The sequence below is a fragment of the Roseateles koreensis genome (genome assembly GCF_028595305.1).
GTDB lineage: Bacteria > Pseudomonadota > Gammaproteobacteria > Burkholderiales > Burkholderiaceae_C > Paucibacter_A > Paucibacter_A koreensis.
This window is the reverse complement of the sequence record NZ_JAQQXS010000015.1, coordinates 53,561-72,988: the sequence shown is the minus strand read 5'-3', so window position 1 is coordinate 72,988 and position 19,428 is coordinate 53,561. Positions and strand designations below refer to the sequence as shown.

Below are 19,428 nucleotides of genomic sequence, written 5' to 3'. Positions count from 1 at the left end.
CGCTGAAATCAAAGGGCGGCGCCGGTCAGCGTGCGAACGGCGTTAGCTGGTGCTTTGAAGGGCTCGATGCCCACTCGGCGCACGGTGTCGATAAACCGTTCCGCGGCACTGCTGCGGAGCTGGCGGTAGCTTTGGATGACGGACTCGATCACGTCCGGTACTTCGTCTGCGGCGAATGAGGGGCCGATCACGCGGCCAGCTTGCGGTACCCCCGACAAAACGGCGCCGTCGGAGCCGCCCAGGGAGATCTGGTACCACTCCTTGCCGTCTTTGTCGACGCCGAGAATGCCGATGTGGCCGCTGTGGTGATGGCCGCAACTGTTGATGCAACCGCTGATGTGTAGATCGATGTCGCCAATGTCGTACTGCTCATCGAGGTCATCGAATCGCTCAGCAATGGCCGACGCAACCGGGATGGAGCGGGCATTTGCCAAGGCGCAGAAATCACCGCCGGGGCAGGCGATCAAGTCGGTCAGCAGGCCGATGTTCGGCGTGGCAAATCCTTTCGCCTTGGCCGCCTCGAAGACGGCCGGCAAGTCGCTCTCACGCACCCAGGTCAACACCAGGTTCTGATCGTGGCTGACGCGCAATTCACCCAGGCCGAAGCGCTCGCTGAGTTCGGCGGCATCGTCCATCTGCTCAGCTGTCACATCGCCGGGGGCGATACCCGTGCGCTTGAGTGACAAAGTCACGCAGCGGTAGCCGCTGACCCGATGAGCATGAACGTTACGTTCCAGCCAGCGCTTGTAGGCGCCAGCTTGCACATTGGCAAAAATGTCCGTGGCCGGCTTCGGCTGCACGCCCTTGGGTACGACGAAACAGGCCGCCACGCGGTCCAGTTCCGCCTGTGGAATCAGGTGCTCCCGGCCGCCTTCGTCGCGGTCGAGAATTTGCTGGAATTCATTGTTCACATCGTCGAAGAAGGCTTGCCCTTCGGCCTTTACCAGGATCTTGATGCGGGCCTTGTAGAGGTTGTCCCGGCGGCCGTAGCGGTTGTAGACGCGCACGATGGCTTCGATATAGACCAGAATTTGCTGCCAAGGCAAAAACTCATTGATGACCTGACCGATGATGGGCGTGCGGCCCATGCCGCCACCCACCAGCACTTGAAAACCGATTTCGCCTGCGGCGTTTTTTTTCAGTTGCAGGCCGATGTCGTGCCAGGCGATTGCGGCACGGTCTTCCGCGGCGCCGGAGATGGCGATCTTGAACTTGCGCGGCAAGAAGGCGAACTCCGGGTGCAGGGTGCTCCACTGGCGCAGCACTTCCGCATAGGGGCGTGGGTCGACGATTTCATCAGGTGCCACGCCCGCGAAGGCGCAACTGGTGATGTTGCGGATGCAGTTGCCGCTGGTCTGGATGCCGTGCATATCGACTTCCGCCAGCCGGTCCATCACGTCGGCAGATTTGTGCAGCGGAATCCAGTTGAATTGCAGATTCTGCCGCGTGGTGAAGTGGCCGTAGCCGCCAGCGCCTTCATGCGGGCCCGACTCAGCGCGGTCGTAGTCGCGGGCAATCATGGCGAGTTGGCGCAGTTGCGGGGCCGACAGCACGCCGTAAGGCACCGCCACGCGCAGCATGGGCGCATGGCGTTGCACGTACCAACCGTTTTGCAGGCGCAAGGGGCGAAACTCTTCATCTGACAAGGTGCCGGCGGTGTTGCGCTCTAACTGATCGCGAAATTGAGCGGCGCGGGCGTGGACAAATTGGCGGTCGAAATCGGTATAGACGTACATGGTTGTAATCAGTTATGTCTTGTGCAGTGCGAAAGGCGCATGCATCGAGTCGGTGCAGTTCGAACGGTGCGTTGCTTGCGCGACGCCTGAGAATTTTTCAGTGAATGACTTTCCATCCTGCCATCAGTAATGAGGCGCAGAGCAAACCGCGCACCACGCTCTCTGGCAGGCGCCGGGTGAGTTGCGCACCGAGCCAGATACCGGGGATGGAGCCCATCAGCAAGGGCACGAGCAAGGCCCAGTTCACATTGCCCAAAGTGGCGTGTCCGATGCCGGCGACCAGAGTCAGCGGCACCGCATGCGCGATGTCGCTGCCCACGATGTAGCGTGTTTCAAGACGAGGATAAATCAGCAGAATCAGCGTAGCGCCAATGGCCCCCGCGCCAATGGATGATAGCGACACCAGCACCCCCAACAGCACGCCGGACGCAATGGTCAGGGCTGGCTTACGGGATTCCGGGATGATTTTTTCAAGGCGAAGGCCGATGGCTTGCCATGATTTTTTGAAGGCCACGACCACGGCAGTGAGCAACAAAGCAATGCCCAGCGAGAAGGTGAGGGTGCTGGCCCCCCCTTTGCTGAGGCCAATGGTGTGCATCAGGATCACGGTCATGATGGACGCTGGCACACTGCCCGCCAAGAGCAGGCTGGTGATGCGCCATTTGACATGGCCATGGCGGGCATGTGCCGCTGAGCCTGAGAGTTTGGTGACGGCGGCAAACCACAAGTCGGTGCCGATAGCCACGGCCGGGCTGAGCCGGAAGACGGACAGCAACAGCGGCGTCATCAGCGAGCCGCCGCCCACGCCGGTCACCCCGACAATGGCACCTACTCCAAACCCACCAGCAATGGCCAATCCGTCCATTTGACGCCTTTTCTTTTGCCCTGTGGGCATGACAAGGTTCGCACTTTATGCACAATGTTTATATAAACAAACTACTTGTTGGTAGATTGCTTATCTTGTTTTGCGTATAAGGGGTTGCGAAGCGCTGCTTGTCTTGCTCCGCCTTCGCGTCCACCATGCGTTTTCAAAACGCAGCCGCGATCATCGACCTTCTCCCCCTTCTCTCTCCCCGCCCATGTCTAACTTCAATCTGCAGCGCACTGAGTCCACCAAGGTGGCGATTTACTGGGACTTTGAGAACTTGCACGCGGTGCTGGCCAATCTGGCCCATGGCGACGGCGCCTATCGAGAGAACCGCTTTCAGCCTCAGCCGGTGTTTGTGGATCTGAAGCCAATTCTTGAATATGCCGCCTCCCTGGGCGACATCATCATCAACCGTGCCTATGGCAACTGGCAGTTCTTCGCCAACTACCGGCACGCCTTGAACGAGGCGGGTGTGGATTTAATCCAGATGTTTCCGCGCGGCGCCAATATGAAGAACAGTGCCGACATTCGCATGGCCCTGGATGCGCTGAGCGACGTGCACAACCACCCGCACTTGAGCCACGTGCTGGTGATTTCGTCCGACAGCGACTTCATCAGCCTGGCGCAAAAGGTCAAGCAAGCCGGGCGATTCATTGCGGGCGTTGGGGTTGCGGGTTACAGCAATCGTTTCTGGACCGCCAGCTGCAATGAGTTCAAGTTCTACCAAAACTTGCTGGGGGCGGCGCCTGAGGGGGGGGGCTTGGGCGGGCCGCTCGCCGTGTCGGGTGGGGCTGACGGCAATGAATCGATGGCTGCGCCGGGCATTGCAGCCCAGGTGGGGAGCGTTGTCGCCATGGCCATGCCGGTGGATGCCGAGGCTGTCGGCGCGCCGTCTCTCGATGAGGCCCGGCAGGCTTTGCAACGGGCGCTCAAGCAGCTGGTGGACCGCAATGGTGAGAACTATGTGTCCCGCAGCGCCTTGAAGGTCTTCATCAAGCGCCTGTTGCCGTCATTTGACGAGCAGGCCTTGGGCTGTACCAATTTTTCGGAGTTCTTGCACCGCTTCCCGGACTTGGTGATCGAGGTGGACTTGATCAGCGGGGGGCATGTGGCCTTGGCAACGCAACCGGTGGGGGTGGCGGACGCCCCGTGACCTTGTTGAGAGCGTCAATGCGTTCTCAGGCAACGGGGCGATTTTTGAAATTTTCAGGCCTTCAGACGTCCGGGCCTCCAGGGTTTCAGTTCTTCTTTAGTTCTTCATCTCGCTTTCAGCTTTTTTCACTTCCTTGCTGATCGACGCATTGGCAGCGTCCTTCTTGCTGCTGAGTTCAGCCTTGACGGCTTGTTCGGCTTGTTTGTACTGGTCGTCAGCGGCCTTGACCTTTTCTTTGTAGGCCATGGAGCTTTGCGAGTCGAGTTCGCGCTTGACGATCAGCGGGTCTTTGCCTTCAGCAGCAGCGGCCTTCGCCTTGACCGCGTTGTCGGCCTTGGCGGCGCTCAGGTCTTTCTTGGCTGCAGCGCGGGCTTCGTTGCGTGTCTTCTTGGCCGCCTTCAGCTCGGCGTTCTTCTTTTTTTCCGCTTTCCGGATTTCGGCCCGACCCTGAACGACGGGGTCAGTGGAAGGGGCTGCCGTTGCCAGAAGGGGGCTGGCAACCAGGGCCAGGGCAGCGAGGGCGTTCAGAATTTTGCTCATCAAGGGGCTCCGAAAATGGACAGTTCAGTGAGTTAGGGTTTTGGGATTGGCCAACCGCCCATTCAGTGGGCCTGCAGATTTGCAAAAAGCAAGAAACTGCGTGCATTCCGCTTTAAACAGGCGATTCCGAGTGACGAATCGTAGGCGGCTCCCCATGTTCAAGCGCTTGCTGCCCCATTTATAAGTTAGGGGGGGGGCTGATCTAAAGGCTTGCCGTAAATCAGGTCAAGTCAGTGAAACGCTGGCGTTGCGCAATGAACTGTCAGAATGGCCGCTCACATCTCAACGGAGCCACCGCTCATGAATCAGCCCATGTACCAAGCCAGCGTGCCTGTTTTCAAACAACTCCTGGGCAGCATGTCGGCAGTGTTGGGTAAAGCCGACGCCCATGCCCTCGCTCGGGGCATTGAGCCAACCGTCTTTCTGCATGGCCGCTTGTCTCCCGACATGTTTCCGCTGCTGAAGCAGGTGCAAGTGGCGTGCGACTTTGCCAAGGGCGTCTGCGCTCGTTTGGCGGGGGTGGACGTCCCGCCAGCCGCTGACACCGAGACAAGTTTTGATGAACTGCAGGCCCGGATATCCAGCACGCTGATCTTCATTGAGGGCCTGGACGTCGCTTTGTTTTCCGCCGCCGCCGAGCGTGAAATCGTCGTGCGTCCCGGCACCCCCAAAGAGCGCCGGTTCCAGGGGCAAGACTACTTGCTGCACTACGGCCTGCCGCAGTTCTTCTTTCACGCCACAACGACCTATGCGATCTTGCGCCACATGGGCGTGGAGATTGGCAAGAAAGACTTCATGGGCAGCTATTGACCGAGGTAAATCGCAAGGGGCGATGTGTTGGGGCGGGGTGCTAAGGCATGGCACACTGAGCGTGCGTCAGCGTCATTGCTTGACAAGGCATTATTTTGAAGCCCACCCCAAACCCGCGTCATCGACACGCATTGCAAGGAGCCTAACGTGGCCAAAGGACAGCAAAAGAGCAACAAGGAAACGAAGAAGCCCAAGAAGGACTCTTCGCCACCGAAGCCCATCTCCAGCGGCGCTGTGATGCCCACCGTCACCACGGTGGTGCCCGATCGCAGCAAGAAGGCGAAATAAGCCTGCGGTCGGCTGGCCCATACGCCAGCCGACCGCACAAGGTGTGCTCGGCGCTACACTCAACGGCTGCATGCAGCCCACTTTCCGACACCCTGATCATGGCCGGTCTCAGCGCTTCCACCCCGACACCTACTGAAATTACCGTGCACCAGCAGTCCCGTATGTTGGAAGTGGCATTCAGCGACGGTGCGCGTTTTTGCATTCCGTTCGAACTGCTGCGCGTGTACAGCCCGTCGGCCGAGGTCAAAGGACACGGGCCAGGTCAGGAAACCCTTCAGACCGGCAAGCGCGATGTCAACATCACCGCGCTGAATTCGGTGGGCCACTACGCCATTCAACCCCAATTTTCAGACGGGCACGAAAGTGGCCTGTACTCGTGGGACTACCTGTACGACCTGGGTGCCCGACAAGATGCGCTGTGGCTCGACTATGAGGCGCGACTGCAGGCTGCAGGCATAAGCCGAGACGACCCCATGCTGGTGAAGTCGGCAGGCGCCTGCAGCAGCCATTGATTGAAGAAAAGACGGAGAGATTCCACGCCATGAGCAGTACCCACTTCGGCTTTCAAACCGTTGACGAGGGCGAGAAAGCCAGCCGCGTGCGCGGTGTTTTTGATTCGGTGGCTTCTCGTTACGACGTGATGAATGACCTCATGTCCATGGGCATGCATCGGGCCTGGAAGGCCTACACCGTCGCGGTTGCCAATTTGAAGGTGGGCGACCGGGTGCTCGACATCGCCGGCGGAACCGGCGACCTTTCACGTGCCTTTGCCCGCAAGGTCGGCAATAGCGGCATGGTGGTGCACACCGACATTAATGAGGCCATGCTGCGCCAGGGGCGCAACCGGTTGCTGGATGAAGGCCTGATCTTGCCCACGGGCTTGTGTGACGCTGAAAAACTGCCATTCAAGTCAGAAAGCTTTGATCTGGTGAGCGTTGCATTCGGCTTGCGCAACATGACGCACAAAGACCAGGCCTTGGCAGAAATGTGCCGCGTCCTGAAGCCTGGTGGGCGACTGCTGGTGCTGGAATTCTCCAAAGTTGCCGCGCCCCTGCAAAAGCCTTACGACTGGTATTCCTTCAAGATTTTGCCGCGCTTGGGGCAACTGATTGCCGGTGATGCGGACAGTTACCGCTATCTGGCTGAATCGATCCGCATGCATCCGGCTCAGCAAGAACTGAAGGCGATGATGAAAGCGGCCGGCTTCGGTCACGTGGATGTTCACAACCTCAGCGCAGGAGTCGTCGCGCTTCACGCAGGCATCAAGTGCTGATGTGTTGATGTCCGCGACGATGGGCGAGGGGCCTGCATCTATGTGCTCCCGCAGATAGACCCCCGCCAATGCGCGGGGGTTTTGCTATGTACGGCGTCGGGATGACGCCATGGATCGTGCAGCAGTCGCGCAAACCGTGCGCGCGCTGTCCATCAAAAGTCTCATTTTTACCAAATTTGTCATTTTTTTGGCATTTCGAGCCGCTCTCAATCGGCAGGTGAGCTGAAAACGCCGTATCGTTACGTCTTGGCCGGAGTTGACGCCATGTTCATCGCTCATCCTCAAGCGGGGCGGACGCTGTTCATTTGGATGCCGACCTGCCGATATCGAATACTTGTCATGAATAGCGTCATTGAGTTGTCATAAATTTGACAATTCAGAGATGATGGTCGAACAAGTTGCACGCTCAGAAAATCAGCGGCTCTGTAGGGGTTTGTCCACCGACACCTCCCCTTGATGGGCGTAGGTTTCAGACGGCGAATTGTCATTTTCCAAAGTTACACTGATCCGACCCTAGAGGGTCAAAACGCGTGCTGCCGAGACTGCAGTGATTGCGCCAGCGCCATAACGGGCGCTTCGCGAAGAAGATAGAAAGTTGCCATGTACCTGACGACAGACACAAAAGAATTTCGTGCATCGAATGCCTTTGCAAACCTTCGCGTCGCGGCCGTAGCCGCAGCGGTTGTTGCCCTGGTATTGACCGGCTGTGGTGATGGCAAAAAAAGCGACAAGGCGTCACAGACGGCCGCCAAGGTGAACAAGGAAGAAATTACGGTTCACCAAATCAACTTTGTTCTGCAGCATCAGCAAGGCCTCAAGCCCGAGCAGGCCGAGGCTGCTGGCAAGCAGGTGCTGGAGCGGCTGATTGAGCAGGAACTGGCGGTGCAAAAAGCCCAGGAACTGAAAATCGATCGCGACCCCCGCGTGGTTCAGCAAATTGAAGCCGCCAAGCGCGAAATCATTTCACGCGCCTACGTTGAGCGGATTGGTGACGCCATCGCCAAACCGACAAACGACGAGATCGCCAAGTACTACAACGAGAAACCTGCACTCTTCAAAGATCGCCGCATCTACAGCTTGCAAGAAGTAGCCATTGAAGCCCGGCGGGAGCAGTTCGCTCAAATTCGCGAAAAGCTTCAAAACTCCAAGAACATGACAGATTTCGCCGAGTTTTTGAAGGCCAACGATATCAAATTCACCGGCAATCAAGCGGTGCGTGCCGCTGAGCAGTTGCCGCTGGCCGGGCTGGATGCAATTTCTCGCATGAAAGACGGCGATTCGGCCATCTCTCAAACTCCGGCCGGTTTGACGGTGTTGTTCCTGGTGGGTTCTCGCAGCCAACCGGTGGATGAAGAACATGCCCGCCCCGCCATCGAAGCCTTCTTGACCAATCAACGCAAGAGCGAGATGGTGCAAAAAGACCTCAAAGGCCTGCGTGATGCCGCCAAGATTGAGTATGTGGGCAAGTTCGCTGAAGGGGCCGCCAGCGCGGCGGCGGCATCCAGCGCCGCCACCCTCGCGCCAACGGCCCATGAAGCTCCTGCCAGCGCGGCTTTGAATGCATCCGATATTTCCAAGGGCATGGGCTTGAAATGACGGCCTGGGCCGCAAAGACAGCGCGAGTCACCAAATCAATGAAGCACACACAAATCAACTGCAGCACCTTGTCCGGCCGCTTGTGTCTGAGCTTGGTCTTTGGGCTTTTGAGTGGCATTGGGCCCTTGATGCCTGTCATGGCCCAACCCGTCGTCGCTCCGGCATCTGCTGCGTCCGCGGTGGCCAGCACTGAATATCGCCTGGGTTCAGGCGATTTGATTCGCATTTTGGTGTATCAAAACCCGGACCTGACGCTGGAAACCCGGGTGTCTGAAAACGGCGTGATTTCTTACCCCTTGCTGGGCAATGTCAAGGTAGGCGGCCTGAGCATGACGCAGGCGGAAAATTTGATCAATGCTGAGCTGAAGGGGGGCAATTTCGTCAAAAACCCGCAAACAACCATTGTGCTGCTCCAAGTTCGTGGCAATCAGGCCAGTGTGCTTGGACAAGTTAATCGGCCGGGCCGCTTTCCGCTTGAAACTGCGGATATGCGACTGACCGACCTGCTGGCCAACGCCGGGGGTGTGGCGCCAACAGGCGCTGAAGTAGTCGTGCTGACAGGCACCCGCAATGGCAAGCCCTATCGGGCTGAAATTGATTTGCCCTCCATCTTTGCCGCTGGCGGCAGCAGCAAAGATGTGTTTGTGCTGAATGGTGACGTGGTCTGGGTAGACCGCGCGCCAATGGTTTACATCTACGGCGAAGTACAACGCCCTGGGCCCATGCGCCTCGAGCGCGGCATGACTTTAATGCAGTGTTTGGCCACCGGCGGTGGCATCACATTGCGCGGCACCGAAAAGGGTATCCGTGTGCATCGCAAGGGCGCTGACGGCAAGATTGAAGCGATACAGGTCCCGATGGATGACGGTCTGAAAGACGGCGACGTGGTGTACGTAAAAGAAAGTCTCTTCTGAGGTCCGAGCCATGACGATTGCGCAACTTCTTTCAATTTTCAGGGCTCGGTGGCGCATTGCGCTGGCGACATTCCTGACCGTTTTCTTGATCGCGGTGGTGGGCACATTGTTGGCCACCAAGATGTACATGGCAACCGCATCGGTGGTCGTGGATGCGAAGCCTGATCCGGTTTCCTTGGCTTATTCCGGGATGTCTTCGCCGGGTGTGATGGCGACGCAGGTTGACGTGATCAAGAGTGATCGGGTTGCCATGCGCGTGGTCAAAAATTTAAAACTCGCTGAAAACCCGCAAATTCGGGAGCAATGGAAACAAGCGACCAACGGCCAAGGCAGCGTTGAATCGTGGCTGAGTGAAAGTTTTCAGAAAAGCATGGAAGTGAAGCCTTCGAAGGAATCAAGCGTTATCGAGATTTCTTACCGTGCGCCAGATCCACGTTTTGCCGCTGCATTGGCGAACGCGTTTGTTCAATCCTATATCGAAACCACGCTGGAATTGAGGGTCGATCCGGCTCGCCAATACTCTGCATTTTTTGACAATCGAGCAAAAGAAGCGCGTGAAACCTACGAAAAGGCACAAGCTCGGCTGTCTGCCTTTCAAAAGGACAACGGCTTAATCGCCAGTGAAGAGCGCCTCGACGTCGAGAACAATCGACTGGTTGAGCTCTCAAGCCAATTGGTTGGCATGCAGGCGCTTTCGGCTGAATCAACCAGCCGGCAAACCCAAGCTAATAGTGTTTCTGCCGACCGCATGCAGGAGGTATTGAATAACCCGTTGATCAGTGGCCTCAAATCTGACCTCAGTCGGGCTGAAGTGCGCCTCAAGGAATTGAATGCTCGTTACGGTGACAGCCATCCCCAAGTTCAAGAAGCCAAGGAAAATATCGCTGAATTGCGCGTCAAGGTCGATGCTGAAATCAAGCGTGTCACTGGCGGTATAGGGGTTTCAAACACGATCAACAAGCAACGCGAAGCTGAAATTCGCTCCTCCTTGGACGCCCAGCGTGCCAAGTTACTGCATTTGAAGGCAACCCGGGATGAAGGTGCTGTGTTGCAGCGCGATGTCGAGAATGCGCAACGTGCCTATGACGCCGTGCAGGCGCGTTTGAATCAAACGAGCCTGGAAAGCCAGACGACAACCAGCAACGTCAATGTCTTGACGGTGGCAACGCCACCCCTGGTGCATGCCACGCCGCGGACTTGGGTCAATATTTTGATTGGAGTGTTTGCAGGGGTCATTCTGGCGCTGGCGGTTGCAGTTACCGTGGAGTTGTTCGATCGCCGTGTTCGCACCTCTGATGATTTGATCAGTGCCATTGGGCTGCCGATTATTGGCCTCATGCCCAATCCAAGCGGTCGCAGCAAGATCCGGGCGCAAAAATTGGGCCGTGTGCAAAAGCGGATTTTGGGTAACGCACCCAGCGCCGCCAAGAGCTCGTGATGAAAATGCCTAACGAAACGAGTATGGACAATATTCAAGTGGATGAGGCGCGACTGCCTGAGAATTCGATTGGTGCGCTAATCAGCCAAACGAGAAATCTGTCGGCTGAACAAGTCGAAAAAATTCTCGACCACCAACGTAGCTCCGGGCTGAGGTTTGGTGAAGCTGCTGTCGAGCTCGGGTATGCGAGTTCGGACGATGTACTTTTCGCCCTGGCGCAGCAGTTTCATTACCCTTATTCGCCGGATGAGAAAAAACAACTCAGCCCTGAGCTGGTTGCACTGACTCAGCCCTTCTCCGATCAAGCCGAGGCCTTCCGCGCAACGCGCAGCCAACTGATCATGAGAATGTATGGCGAGGGTGAGCCGCGTCGTGCCTTGGCCGTGATCAGCCCGGATACCCAAGACGGGAAAAGCTATTTCTGCGCCAATTTGGCGGTCACGCTGGCGCAGTTGGGTGGACGTACTCTGTTGGTTGATGCCGATATGCGCAACCCCCGTCAGCATGAAATTTTCAAATTAGACAATCGGGACGGTTTGTCCACCATCTTGTCTGGGCGGGGTGGCTCCAATGTTATTCAACAAATTCCCAATATTCCCAGCCTGTTTGTCCTGCCTGTCGGCGTGACACCACCGAATCCGATCGAATTGGTGGAGCGCCCGGCGTTCGGTTTGATGCTGCGTGAGCTGTTGAGTAAATTCGATCACGTCGTTGTTGATACACCGGCTGCTGTTCATGGTGCGGACGCCGCAGTGATTGCTGCAAAGTGCGGCGCTGCGCTGGTCATCGCACGAAAGGATGCGTCCCGTGTCGATGCGTTGCAGGACTTGGTGGCGATGTTCAGCCAAAGCCCGGCAAAGCTCGTGGGCGTGGTCGTCAACGAGTTCTAAGAGGGCTTTTCTGTGAGTGGATCCCCCCAGCCTGCAGCCGTTTCTAATGAATATAAAGGGCTGGCCTCATTGCAGCATCGAGGTCTACTTGCCGTTGTTCTGATTGTGTTCGGGTGGTTGGTCATGTACGTGCCCAGCTACTATGGTCTTTCCCAAACGGTATGGGCCAGCGACGAGCAGGGCCATGGTCCTATTATTCTTGCCGTCGTTGCCTGGCTTTTGTACAGCAAGCGAGCCGAGTTTGCGAGGCTGGTCCCGACACCGATGACGGTTATGCCGAGTATCTTGATGCTGGCCGGCATATTGGCTTATGCGATAGGTCGTTCACAGGTCATCTGGACCTTCGAGATTGGCTCCCAAATATTGATGCTGAGTGCCTTGCTCCTGTTTTTTTACGGAAAAGCAGGGTGGCGGCTGGCTTGGTTTCCATTGTTCTTTCTGATCTTCATGATCCCGTGGCCGGCAGATCTGGTGTCGATGGTGACTTCTCCTTTGAAGGCCGCTGTCTCGGTGGTTGCGTCTGATTTGTTGTACCGCCTTGGATATCCGGTAGGCCGTGCAGGCGTAATTTTGACGGTTGGCCCTTATCAGCTATTGGTGGCTGATGCGTGTGCGGGGTTGAATTCAATGTTCACCTTGGAAGCTCTGGGCCTGCTATACATGAACCTGATGCGCTACACGCGGGTTGCGCGCAACATTACTTTGGCCTGTTTGATCATTCCAATTTCGTTCACTGCAAATGTGATCCGAGTCATGATTCTTGTATTGGTGACTTATCACTTTGGTGATGAGGCCGGGCAAGGGTTTGTGCATGGCTTTGCTGGAATGGTTTTATTCCTGGTGGCACTGGTTTTGATTTTGGCGGTTGATAAAGTCCTTGGGTTCTTTTTCGAGGGCAATCGGCATGGCAAGTAACTTGTTTAAAGCGTCGATTTTGTCGGCGCTGATGGTAGGCGCCTACTTTCTTTCTTTGGCTATCACCCCGCGAACCTATCTGGCGGATGTTCATGCCCGCGAAAAGCTGGCGGCGATCGTTCCCAATCAATTTGGGGACTGGCGGGTGGATGATTCGGTGGTACCTATTCCGCCCAGTCCGGATCTTCAAAAAGTCATTGATGCGACCTACGATGAAACCCTGGCCATGACGTTCAAGAATGCAGCCGGTGTGCGGATGATGCTGTCGCTTGCGTATGGGCGAAATCAACACAAGGGCATGCTCTCCCATCGGCCGGAAATCTGCTACCCGGCGCAAGGCTTTAAGCTGACCTCCGCCGTAGAGGACGCGGTGCTTCCGGTTGACGGGCGTGCCTTGAACGTCAAGCATATGGTTGCCACGATGGGGCCACGCAATGAACCAATTACCTATTGGGTGATGGTCGGTGATGAAATGACCGAATTTGGCTACCCGCACCGTTGGGTAGCCATTCGCTATGGCATGCAAGGAAAAATTCCAGATGGTGTCCTCGTCAGAGTGTCATCAATTGATGCCAATAATAGCGAAGCATTCGCAATGCAAAGTGGCTTTCTTAAAGAATTGTTGGACGCAATGCCTGCGGAAAAGCGCAGCCGGTTGATCGGTTTGCATTGAATATAAATTTGACTCATTGAAATCATGACTAAAGTAGCTCTTATTACCGGCGTTACCGGGCAAGATGGTGCCTATCTTGCTGAATTCCTCTTGGGTAAGGGTTATGAAGTCCATGGGATCAAACGTCGATCCTCGTCCTTTAATACGGACCGAATTGATCACCTGTATCAAGACCCTCACGTTGACAAGCAGAATTTTAAGTTGCATTACGGCGATTTAACTGATAGCACCAACCTGATCCGCATCATCCAGGAAGTGCAGCCTGATGAAATTTACAATCTCGCGGCGATGAGCCACGTGGCCGTCAGCTTCGAAATGCCTGAATACACCGCCAATGCCGATGGCCTTGGCACCCTGCGCATTTTGGAGGCTATTCGAATTCTGGGCCTAGAGAAGAAAACCCGGTTCTATCAAGCCTCGACGTCCGAGTTGTATGGGTTGGTTCAAGAGATTCCCCAGAAGGAAACTACCCCCTTCTATCCCCGCAGCCCATACGCTGTGGCGAAGATGTACGCCTACTGGATCACGGTCAACTATCGTGAAGCGTATGGGCTGTACGCCTGCAATGGAATTTTGTTCAATCACGAGAGCCCAATTCGCGGTGAAACTTTTGTTACCCGAAAAATTACACGGGCTATCGCCCGCATCGCGTTGGGGCTGCAAGACTGCCTGTATTTGGGAAATATGAGTGCCTTACGTGACTGGGGCCATGCTCGCGACTATGTCGAAATGCAATGGCTGATGTTGCAGCAAGATAAGCCTGAAGATTTTGTGATTGCCACCGGCGTTCAATACAGTGTGCGCCAATTCGTTGAATTCGCTGCAGCCGAACTCGGCGTCACGATTGAGTTTGAGGGCGACGGTGAAGCTGAGATTGGGCGTGTGGTTGCCACGGTGGGCAACAAGGCGAAGTGCAAGATCGGTGATGTGATTGTCAAGGTTGATCCTCGCTACTTCCGTCCCACTGAAGTTGAAACCCTTCTGGGTGACCCGAGCAAGGCCAAGGAGAAATTGGGTTGGACACCCAAAACCAGTTTGCGGGAATTGGTTGCCGAAATGGTTAATTCTGATTACACCTCAGCGAAGCGTGACAGCTTGGTTAAATTGGCGGGATTCCAAGCCTACGACTATCATGAATAAGGTGAGTTGCAGCACAAGATCTTAGCGGGATCCGAAAGACAGGGGTCGGCAATGCCGGCCCCTTTTCTTGAAAATTTCCACGCCGCGTTGAAGCTTTTTCTTACGGAGCAGCTCAGTATGTCCCGCAGTATCGCAATCACTCATGAGTCTAAAATTTTCGTCACGGGGCATCGTGGCATGGTGGGGTCAGCTCTGGTTCGTCGTTTGCAGCGGGCTGGCTATAAAAATATTGTGACTCGCACACGGGCTGAACTGGATCTACTCAATCAACAAGCTGTTCATGCCTTCTTGGCAGAACAGCTGCCAGATTATATTTTTATTGCCGCGGCCAAGGTGGGTGGTATACAGGCTAATAATATTTATCGTGCAGATTTTCTTTACCAAAATCTCTTGATTGAGGCTAACTTGATTCACGGCGCGCATCTGGCGGACGTGCAGCGTATGATGTTTTTGGGGTCAAGTTGCATCTATCCTCGCGATTGCCAACAGCCCATCAAAGAAGAATACTTGTTGACTGGGCCCTTGGAACTGACCAATGAGCCTTACGCCATCGCCAAGATTGCGGGCATAAAACTCGCAGAGAGCTATAACGTTCAATATGGACGTGAGTACGTCAGTGCCATGCCAACCAATCTATATGGCCCCAATGACAATTATGATTTGAGCAATAGCCATGTGCTGCCCGCGTTGATTCGCAAAACACATGAGGCGAAGGTACGTGGTGACAACGAACTGGTTGTCTGGGGAACGGGCTCACCCAAGCGTGAATTCTTGTATGTGGATGATCTGGCGGACGCTTGCGTCTATTTGATGGAGCGCGGCTACGCCGGCTCATTGCTGAATGTGGGCACAGGTGTTGACGTCACCATTCGGGAGTTGGCGGAGACGGTCATGCGGGTGGTGGGATTTAGTGGGCACATCGTCTTTGATGCCAGCAAGCCCGATGGCACGCCGCGTAAGCTGATGGATGTCGCGAAATTGACTGCGCTGGGTTGGCGCGCGGCCGTTCCACTGGAAGCAGGCATTCAGCGCGCCTATGACGACTTCCTGTCCGGGCAACGGCCTCAGGCGTGAGTTCGATGCTTCTACCCAATCCCTGATTGGCTCCGATGAAAGTTGCGTTCGTCTCCCAACTTGACCCTGCTGATGTGTTGCAGTGGTCAGGCACGCCGTACAACATGGTTCAGGCGCTAAAAGCGCGCGGCCATCAGGTCAAGGCCATTGGGCCACTCAAACCATGCTTGCCAAGGCTTAGCAAGCTGATTCAACGCATCTACCCCAAGCTGTTCGGTCGATATCTTGATCTGAGCCGACACCGGGCGTTTGCCCATGCGTTGTCAGAACAAGCCAAGCGAGATTTGGCGGGCGAGTCATTTGACCTTGTACTTTGTAGTTCGAGTTTGGTGGCGGCAGGTTTGGAGATCGACCAACCCATCGTCACGTGGGAAGACGCCACGTTCGCCTCGATGCTGAATTACTATCCTGGCCACTGGTGCAATCTGAGTCAATCAACCATTGATAGCGCGCATTTGTTGCAGCGCCAATCACTGGACCGGGCCCAACTTTCCGTATTTGCCTCCCATTGGGCCGCGCAAAGCGCAATATGCGATTACGGTTGCGACCCCGCGAAGGTTGTGGTGATTCCATTGGGCGCCAATATTGCCGAACTCCCCAATTTGCTGGTTGTCCGAGACGCCATCACTCAGCGTGCGGCGTCAGGCGAATGCCGGCTTCTGTTTTTGGGTGTCGACTGGGTGCGCAAAGGCGGGGATCTTGTTGTTGAGACAGCGACGCTGCTGAATTCGCGTGGCATCAAAACCCGTGTCGATGTTGTTGGTTGCTTGCCTGATGGCCCGGTACCTGAGTTTGTCACCGTTCATGGATTTGTTTCCAAACGCAGCGCTGAAGGTCGAGATCGATTGAATCAACTCATGCTGGCGGCCCATTACCTGTTCGTTCCCAGTTTGGCTGAGTGCTACGGTTTGGTCTATGCAGAGGCGTCAGCCCTGGGCGTACCGTCATTGGCCAGAGACACGGGGGGCGTTGGTACCGTTGTGCGTGACGGCATCAACGGGCGAACTTTCCCCATGGACGCCCCAGCGCGAGCCTACGCTGACTTCATTGCCGATCAAATGAGTGATGGCGAAACCTATACGCAAGCGGCCCTGCAAGCGCGGCGCTTTTATGAGCAAAGCCTGAATTGGGACGCTGCCATCGCACAACTTGAGGCCGAAGTGAGTCGTCGGTTGGATAGGACGGAGGCTGCATGAAACTTTTCAGCCATCGCATTGCCAACAACGCGGCATTTGGCGCACTGCAGACTCTGTCATCTGCGGTGCTCATGTTTTTTTTGTATCGTTTTTTATTGAAAAACTTGGGTGCTGAAAATCTTGGCATTTGGGCTGTCGTCTTGGCCAGTACTTCAATCGGGCGATTGACCGACTTGGGATTCGCCGGTGCGGTGGTGAAATTTGTGGCGGGCAGTCAGGCTGAGCAAGACAGCGCACGGGCAGCGCGCTATGTGCAGACGGCCGCAATCTCAATTGCATCTATTCTATTTGTGCTAGGCCTTTGCCTGCTACCGGTATTTGATTTTCTACTGACGTGGGTATTACCTGCAGCGGCACAACCGTTGGCCGTGCAAATTTTGCCATTTGCCTTGCTGACGCTATTTTTCTCGTTGGTGGCTGGCATTTTTCAATCAGCAATTGACGCTTGCCACCGCATGGACAGACGAAATGCCATATTGATGGGGTGCAATGTACTCTATACCGCCGTTGCAGTGCTAGCAACGCCTGTTTATGGCCTCAAGGGCTTGGCATTTGCCCAAGTGACGCAAAGTTTTTTGGTACTGGCCATGAGTTGGTTTAGCGCAAGAAAATTAATACCTGAAATTCCAGTACTGTTGTTGAAATGGAATCATACAGAATTTAAAGAAATGCTGGGTTATGCGACCAATTTCCAGATTGGTGTTTTGGCGGGATTGTTCTTTGATCCCATCACAAAATTCTTCCTGGCGAAATTTGGCGGTTTGGCTGAAGTGGCCTATTACGAGATGGCCAATCAATTGATATTGCGGGCCCGCGGCGTGGTAGTTTCGGCCCAACAGGCGATTGTTCCTGAGGTAGCCAGTCAGGTGGCCGAAGGCAAAGATGATTCTGCAGGCCTGTACCTAAAGGCGCACAGGTTGTCGCTGGTGATTGTGTTTCCTTATTACAGCTTGTTGGCCATATCGTTGCCTGCATTCTCAATGTTCTGGATTGGCCACTATGAACCAAAATTTGTTATCTATGGTGCATTGATGTGCATGGGTTGGCTGATCTCCAACTTGGGGGTGGCCTCCTACTACTACAATATTGGACGAGGGATGTTGGTTTGGAATACCATCAGTCACTTGTTGATGGCAGTAGTTAATATTGTGTTTGCAGTAATTCTTGGTTATTTTTTTGACGGCATTGGTGTAATAGTTGCCGCCATGTTGGGATTGATATTCTCAGGTGTACTTTTGACCATGGTTGTGCATCACAAACTGGGTATGCAGATGAAATCCATTTTGCCCCGTGAACATTTTCTTTACGTCGGCATCTTGGTACTTGGCTTGGCCAGCTTGTTGATGGTACTCACCGTCACTGACGTGACGGCCAACGTGGGTAAGCTGACTTTGCTTGTTTTGCCAGTGCTGTATATGGGCATCATTGTGTGCGCCATGCGGGGAGACAGTAAAGGCCGCGAGTTCATGTCGACATTACGTGCGAAATTTTCAAGAGGGTGAATCTATGCACTTGCCTATTCAAGTGTGCGCGGAGCGCGTCGGCCAATGAGTGAGTACATCGCATTGGCAATATTTCTTGTGGGCTTTGCTGTCTTGATAAAAATAGACACGGTCTATCTCATTCCCATGATTTTGCTGTTTTTCTCCAACCTCAATGGCTTGGTGGGGTGGGAGAGCTTTGCGCTTAAAGGGTTTGTGAAGTTTCAAGATTACGGGCTGTTGCTTGTATGTTGTATTCTTGCCTATAGCCGGTTGTCGTCAGGTAAGTTTATGCCAAGTTATGGTAGGCAGTTGAGTAAAGAATTTCTTTTTAACGTCAATAATATTTATTGGCTGTTCATGATCGGATTGTTTATTTTTTCTGTTTTTGCTATGGGTAGTTTTGTGTGGGCAGTGAAAATGGGCCGCACTTTTTTTTACGGGCTTGTCTATTACGTTATCTGCAGACAGCTTGGTGAAGACCCTTTGAGAAAATTTGAAAAAGTAATTAACTTGCTGGCGATTTTGACGGTGGGTTTTGGGGTAATTTATATTGCCTATAATAAATTTGGGGTGAAGGTCTACCCAGGTGGAGAGTATGAATCATTTGATATGGGGTACCTGCTGGGCGATGTGAAGAGAAATTTTTCTGGATTCCCCACATTTACCTATTATTTCATATTGCTGTTTACCGACAGGCTGATTGCTGCACGAGGCCGGGCAATATTCAATGTCATCGGCTTGTTGGTCATGATTGCCTGCGTATTCTTTATGCTCACCCGAGGTGCGTTGCTGCTGACAATTGCAATGATCCCCGCAATGATGCTGTATCGGCGCCAAACACCTTCGACTATGGGGAGAATATTGTTTGTTTCGGCAATCGCTGTGTTGGGACTTTTGGCTTTGCCATATGTGGCTGAAGCCCAGTACCTGGCCTTGGCAAAACGTTTTGAAGAGTTTGGAACAAGAGGGTTGGCTGGGTCCGAGAATGCAATGGTACGCTCGCAAGAATTCTTCCAAATATTGAAGAATGTTATCGACTTCGATCCTTTATTTGGCTTTGGATTTATGTTGCCCGCTGCCTTTGGATATGTGTCGCAGGTTTACCATGGTGGATCAGCTGATAATGGTGTTTCTAATATAATTGGTGTTACTGGTTTTGTTGGGGCTGCCTTGTTTGTGGTGATGATTTTATCTTGGATTTTTGCGAACATTAAATTGCAGAAACTGAAGGTGGAGCCATATTCAAGAGTTAACTTCATATTTATATTTGTTATGTTGGCGTCGATGTTGAATGGCGCGACGATGAGTTATATTTGGACGTTTGCGCTATTCATGGCCTACGATTTGCTGGCGTTGGCATCGCTTGTAAACAAGGGACCAAGTCCAGATGTCATCGATCAACCTGACGTTGTTTTGTCGCCTATTCGGTTTTAAGGTGCC

Annotated in this window: 19 protein-coding genes; 16 read left to right on the top strand and 3 right to left on the bottom strand. The window is 54.4% G+C overall.

The genetic code is table 11. The features are described from left to right. Positions 1-8: 8 nt before the first annotated feature. Positions 9-1,736 carry a nitrite/sulfite reductase gene (locus tag PRZ01_RS16085; protein WP_273597825.1) on the bottom strand — a complete coding sequence of 576 codons (1,728 nt, stop codon included), beginning with the start codon at positions 1,734-1,736 and terminating at the stop codon, positions 9-11. Between the two features lie 97 nt (positions 1,737-1,833). Then, positions 1,834-2,601 carry a sulfite exporter TauE/SafE family protein gene (locus PRZ01_RS16080; RefSeq protein WP_273597824.1) on the bottom strand — a complete coding sequence of 256 codons (768 nt, stop codon included), beginning with the start codon at positions 2,599-2,601 and terminating at the stop codon, positions 1,834-1,836. 214 nt (positions 2,602-2,815) lie between these two features. Between PRZ01_RS16080 and PRZ01_RS16075 the strand changes: the two genes are divergently transcribed. Then, positions 2,816-3,757: an NYN domain-containing protein gene (locus PRZ01_RS16075; protein WP_273597823.1), complete on the top strand. Its 942-nt coding sequence runs from the start codon at positions 2,816-2,818 to the stop codon at positions 3,755-3,757. A 96-nt stretch (positions 3,758-3,853) separates the two neighbouring features. On the opposite strand, the gene PRZ01_RS16070 is transcribed toward PRZ01_RS16075, so the two are convergent. After that, the gene (locus tag PRZ01_RS16070) at positions 3,854-4,297 is read right to left on the bottom strand and encodes a hypothetical protein (protein WP_273597822.1); all 444 of its coding nucleotides are present in this window, start codon (positions 4,295-4,297) and stop codon (positions 3,854-3,856) included. 300 nt (positions 4,298-4,597) lie between these two features. Between PRZ01_RS16070 and PRZ01_RS16065 the strand changes: the two genes are divergently transcribed. From PRZ01_RS16065 to PRZ01_RS15995, 15 genes are all read left to right on the top strand, one after another. After that, positions 4,598-5,107, top strand: coding sequence for a DUF1993 domain-containing protein (locus PRZ01_RS16065; RefSeq protein ID WP_273597821.1), 510 nt, complete (start codon positions 4,598-4,600; stop codon positions 5,105-5,107). A gap of 147 nt (positions 5,108-5,254) precedes the next feature. Beyond that, positions 5,255-5,395, top strand: a complete 141-nt coding sequence (locus PRZ01_RS16060; protein ID WP_263520013.1) for a hypothetical protein — start codon at positions 5,255-5,257, stop codon at positions 5,393-5,395. 98 nt (positions 5,396-5,493) lie between these two features. Further along, complete coding sequence (locus tag PRZ01_RS16055) at positions 5,494-5,907, top strand: gamma-butyrobetaine hydroxylase family protein (RefSeq protein ID WP_273597820.1); 414 nt, start codon at positions 5,494-5,496, stop codon at positions 5,905-5,907. A 29-nt stretch (positions 5,908-5,936) separates the two neighbouring features. Next, positions 5,937-6,668: a bifunctional demethylmenaquinone methyltransferase/2-methoxy-6-polyprenyl-1,4-benzoquinol methylase UbiE gene (ubiE, locus tag PRZ01_RS16050; protein WP_273597819.1), complete on the top strand. Its 732-nt coding sequence runs from the start codon at positions 5,937-5,939 to the stop codon at positions 6,666-6,668. Positions 6,669-7,268: 600 nt separating this feature from the next. Beyond that, positions 7,269-8,264: an EpsD family peptidyl-prolyl cis-trans isomerase gene (locus PRZ01_RS16045; RefSeq protein WP_273597818.1), complete on the top strand. Its 996-nt coding sequence runs from the start codon at positions 7,269-7,271 to the stop codon at positions 8,262-8,264. A gap of 38 nt (positions 8,265-8,302) precedes the next feature. Then, complete coding sequence (epsE, locus tag PRZ01_RS16040) at positions 8,303-9,178, top strand: polysaccharide export protein EpsE (RefSeq protein WP_273597817.1); 876 nt, start codon at positions 8,303-8,305, stop codon at positions 9,176-9,178. A gap of 10 nt (positions 9,179-9,188) precedes the next feature. Next, the gene (epsF, locus tag PRZ01_RS16035) at positions 9,189-10,616 is read left to right on the top strand and encodes a chain length determinant protein EpsF (RefSeq protein WP_273597816.1); all 1,428 of its coding nucleotides are present in this window, start codon (positions 9,189-9,191) and stop codon (positions 10,614-10,616) included. Then, entirely contained in the window at positions 10,616-11,506 is an 891-nt protein-coding gene (locus PRZ01_RS16030) for a polysaccharide biosynthesis tyrosine autokinase (protein WP_273597815.1), read from the top strand. Before epsF ends, PRZ01_RS16030 begins: the two co-directional genes overlap by 1 nt. 12 nt (positions 11,507-11,518) lie before the next feature. Beyond that, the gene (gene xrtB, locus PRZ01_RS16025; protein WP_273597814.1) at positions 11,519-12,421 is read left to right on the top strand and encodes an exosortase B; all 903 of its coding nucleotides are present in this window, start codon (positions 11,519-11,521) and stop codon (positions 12,419-12,421) included. Next, entirely contained in the window at positions 12,411-13,094 is a 684-nt protein-coding gene (gene epsI, locus PRZ01_RS16020; protein WP_273597813.1) for an exosortase-associated protein EpsI, B-type, read from the top strand. The genes xrtB and epsI overlap by 11 nt, the downstream gene beginning before the upstream one ends. A gap of 24 nt (positions 13,095-13,118) precedes the next feature. Then, on the top strand, positions 13,119-14,234 hold the full coding sequence (gmd, locus tag PRZ01_RS16015) for a GDP-mannose 4,6-dehydratase (RefSeq protein ID WP_273597812.1): 1,116 nt from the start codon (positions 13,119-13,121) through the stop codon (positions 14,232-14,234). A gap of 117 nt (positions 14,235-14,351) precedes the next feature. Beyond that, positions 14,352-15,308, top strand: coding sequence for a GDP-L-fucose synthase family protein (locus PRZ01_RS16010; protein WP_273597868.1), 957 nt, complete (start codon positions 14,352-14,354; stop codon positions 15,306-15,308). Positions 15,309-15,343: 35 nt separating this feature from the next. Further along, complete coding sequence (locus PRZ01_RS16005; protein ID WP_273597811.1) at positions 15,344-16,504, top strand: glycosyltransferase family 4 protein; 1,161 nt, start codon at positions 15,344-15,346, stop codon at positions 16,502-16,504. After that, the gene (locus PRZ01_RS16000; RefSeq protein WP_273597810.1) at positions 16,501-18,006 is read left to right on the top strand and encodes an oligosaccharide flippase family protein; all 1,506 of its coding nucleotides are present in this window, start codon (positions 16,501-16,503) and stop codon (positions 18,004-18,006) included. Before PRZ01_RS16005 ends, PRZ01_RS16000 begins: the two co-directional genes overlap by 4 nt. 45 nt (positions 18,007-18,051) lie before the next feature. Further along, complete coding sequence (locus tag PRZ01_RS15995) at positions 18,052-19,422, top strand: hypothetical protein (RefSeq protein ID WP_273597809.1); 1,371 nt, start codon at positions 18,052-18,054, stop codon at positions 19,420-19,422. The last annotated feature ends 6 nt before the right edge of the window (positions 19,423-19,428 follow it).

Excerpts from the sequence above, each read along its gene's own strand:
- PRZ01_RS15995 (WP_273597809.1), top strand. The coding sequence starts at position 18,052 with ATGAGTGAGTACATCGCATTGGCAATATTTCTTGTGGGCTTTGCTGTC.
- PRZ01_RS16005 (WP_273597811.1), top strand. The coding sequence starts at position 15,344 with ATGAAAGTTGCGTTCGTCTCCCAACTTGACCCTGCTGATGTGTTGCAG.
- PRZ01_RS16085 (WP_273597825.1), bottom strand. The coding sequence starts at position 1,736 with ATGTACGTCTATACCGATTTCGACCGCCAATTTGTCCACGCCCGCGCC.
- epsF (WP_273597816.1), top strand. The coding sequence starts at position 9,189 with ATGACGATTGCGCAACTTCTTTCAATTTTCAGGGCTCGGTGGCGCATT.
- PRZ01_RS16065 (WP_273597821.1), top strand. The coding sequence starts at position 4,598 with ATGAATCAGCCCATGTACCAAGCCAGCGTGCCTGTTTTCAAACAACTC.
- epsE (WP_273597817.1), top strand. The coding sequence starts at position 8,303 with ATGAAGCACACACAAATCAACTGCAGCACCTTGTCCGGCCGCTTGTGT.
- PRZ01_RS16030 (WP_273597815.1), top strand. The coding sequence starts at position 10,616 with ATGAAAATGCCTAACGAAACGAGTATGGACAATATTCAAGTGGATGAG.
- ubiE (WP_273597819.1), top strand. The coding sequence starts at position 5,937 with ATGAGCAGTACCCACTTCGGCTTTCAAACCGTTGACGAGGGCGAGAAA.
- PRZ01_RS16080 (WP_273597824.1), bottom strand. The coding sequence starts at position 2,601 with ATGGACGGATTGGCCATTGCTGGTGGGTTTGGAGTAGGTGCCATTGTC.
- gmd (WP_273597812.1), top strand. The coding sequence starts at position 13,119 with ATGACTAAAGTAGCTCTTATTACCGGCGTTACCGGGCAAGATGGTGCC.
- PRZ01_RS16055 (WP_273597820.1), top strand. The coding sequence starts at position 5,494 with ATGGCCGGTCTCAGCGCTTCCACCCCGACACCTACTGAAATTACCGTG.
- PRZ01_RS16000 (WP_273597810.1), top strand. The coding sequence starts at position 16,501 with ATGAAACTTTTCAGCCATCGCATTGCCAACAACGCGGCATTTGGCGCA.
- PRZ01_RS16070 (WP_273597822.1), bottom strand. The coding sequence starts at position 4,297 with ATGAGCAAAATTCTGAACGCCCTCGCTGCCCTGGCCCTGGTTGCCAGC.
- PRZ01_RS16010 (WP_273597868.1), top strand. The coding sequence starts at position 14,352 with ATGTCCCGCAGTATCGCAATCACTCATGAGTCTAAAATTTTCGTCACG.
- PRZ01_RS16075 (WP_273597823.1), top strand. The coding sequence starts at position 2,816 with ATGTCTAACTTCAATCTGCAGCGCACTGAGTCCACCAAGGTGGCGATT.
- PRZ01_RS16045 (WP_273597818.1), top strand. The coding sequence starts at position 7,269 with ATGTACCTGACGACAGACACAAAAGAATTTCGTGCATCGAATGCCTTT.
- epsI (WP_273597813.1), top strand. The coding sequence starts at position 12,411 with ATGGCAAGTAACTTGTTTAAAGCGTCGATTTTGTCGGCGCTGATGGTA.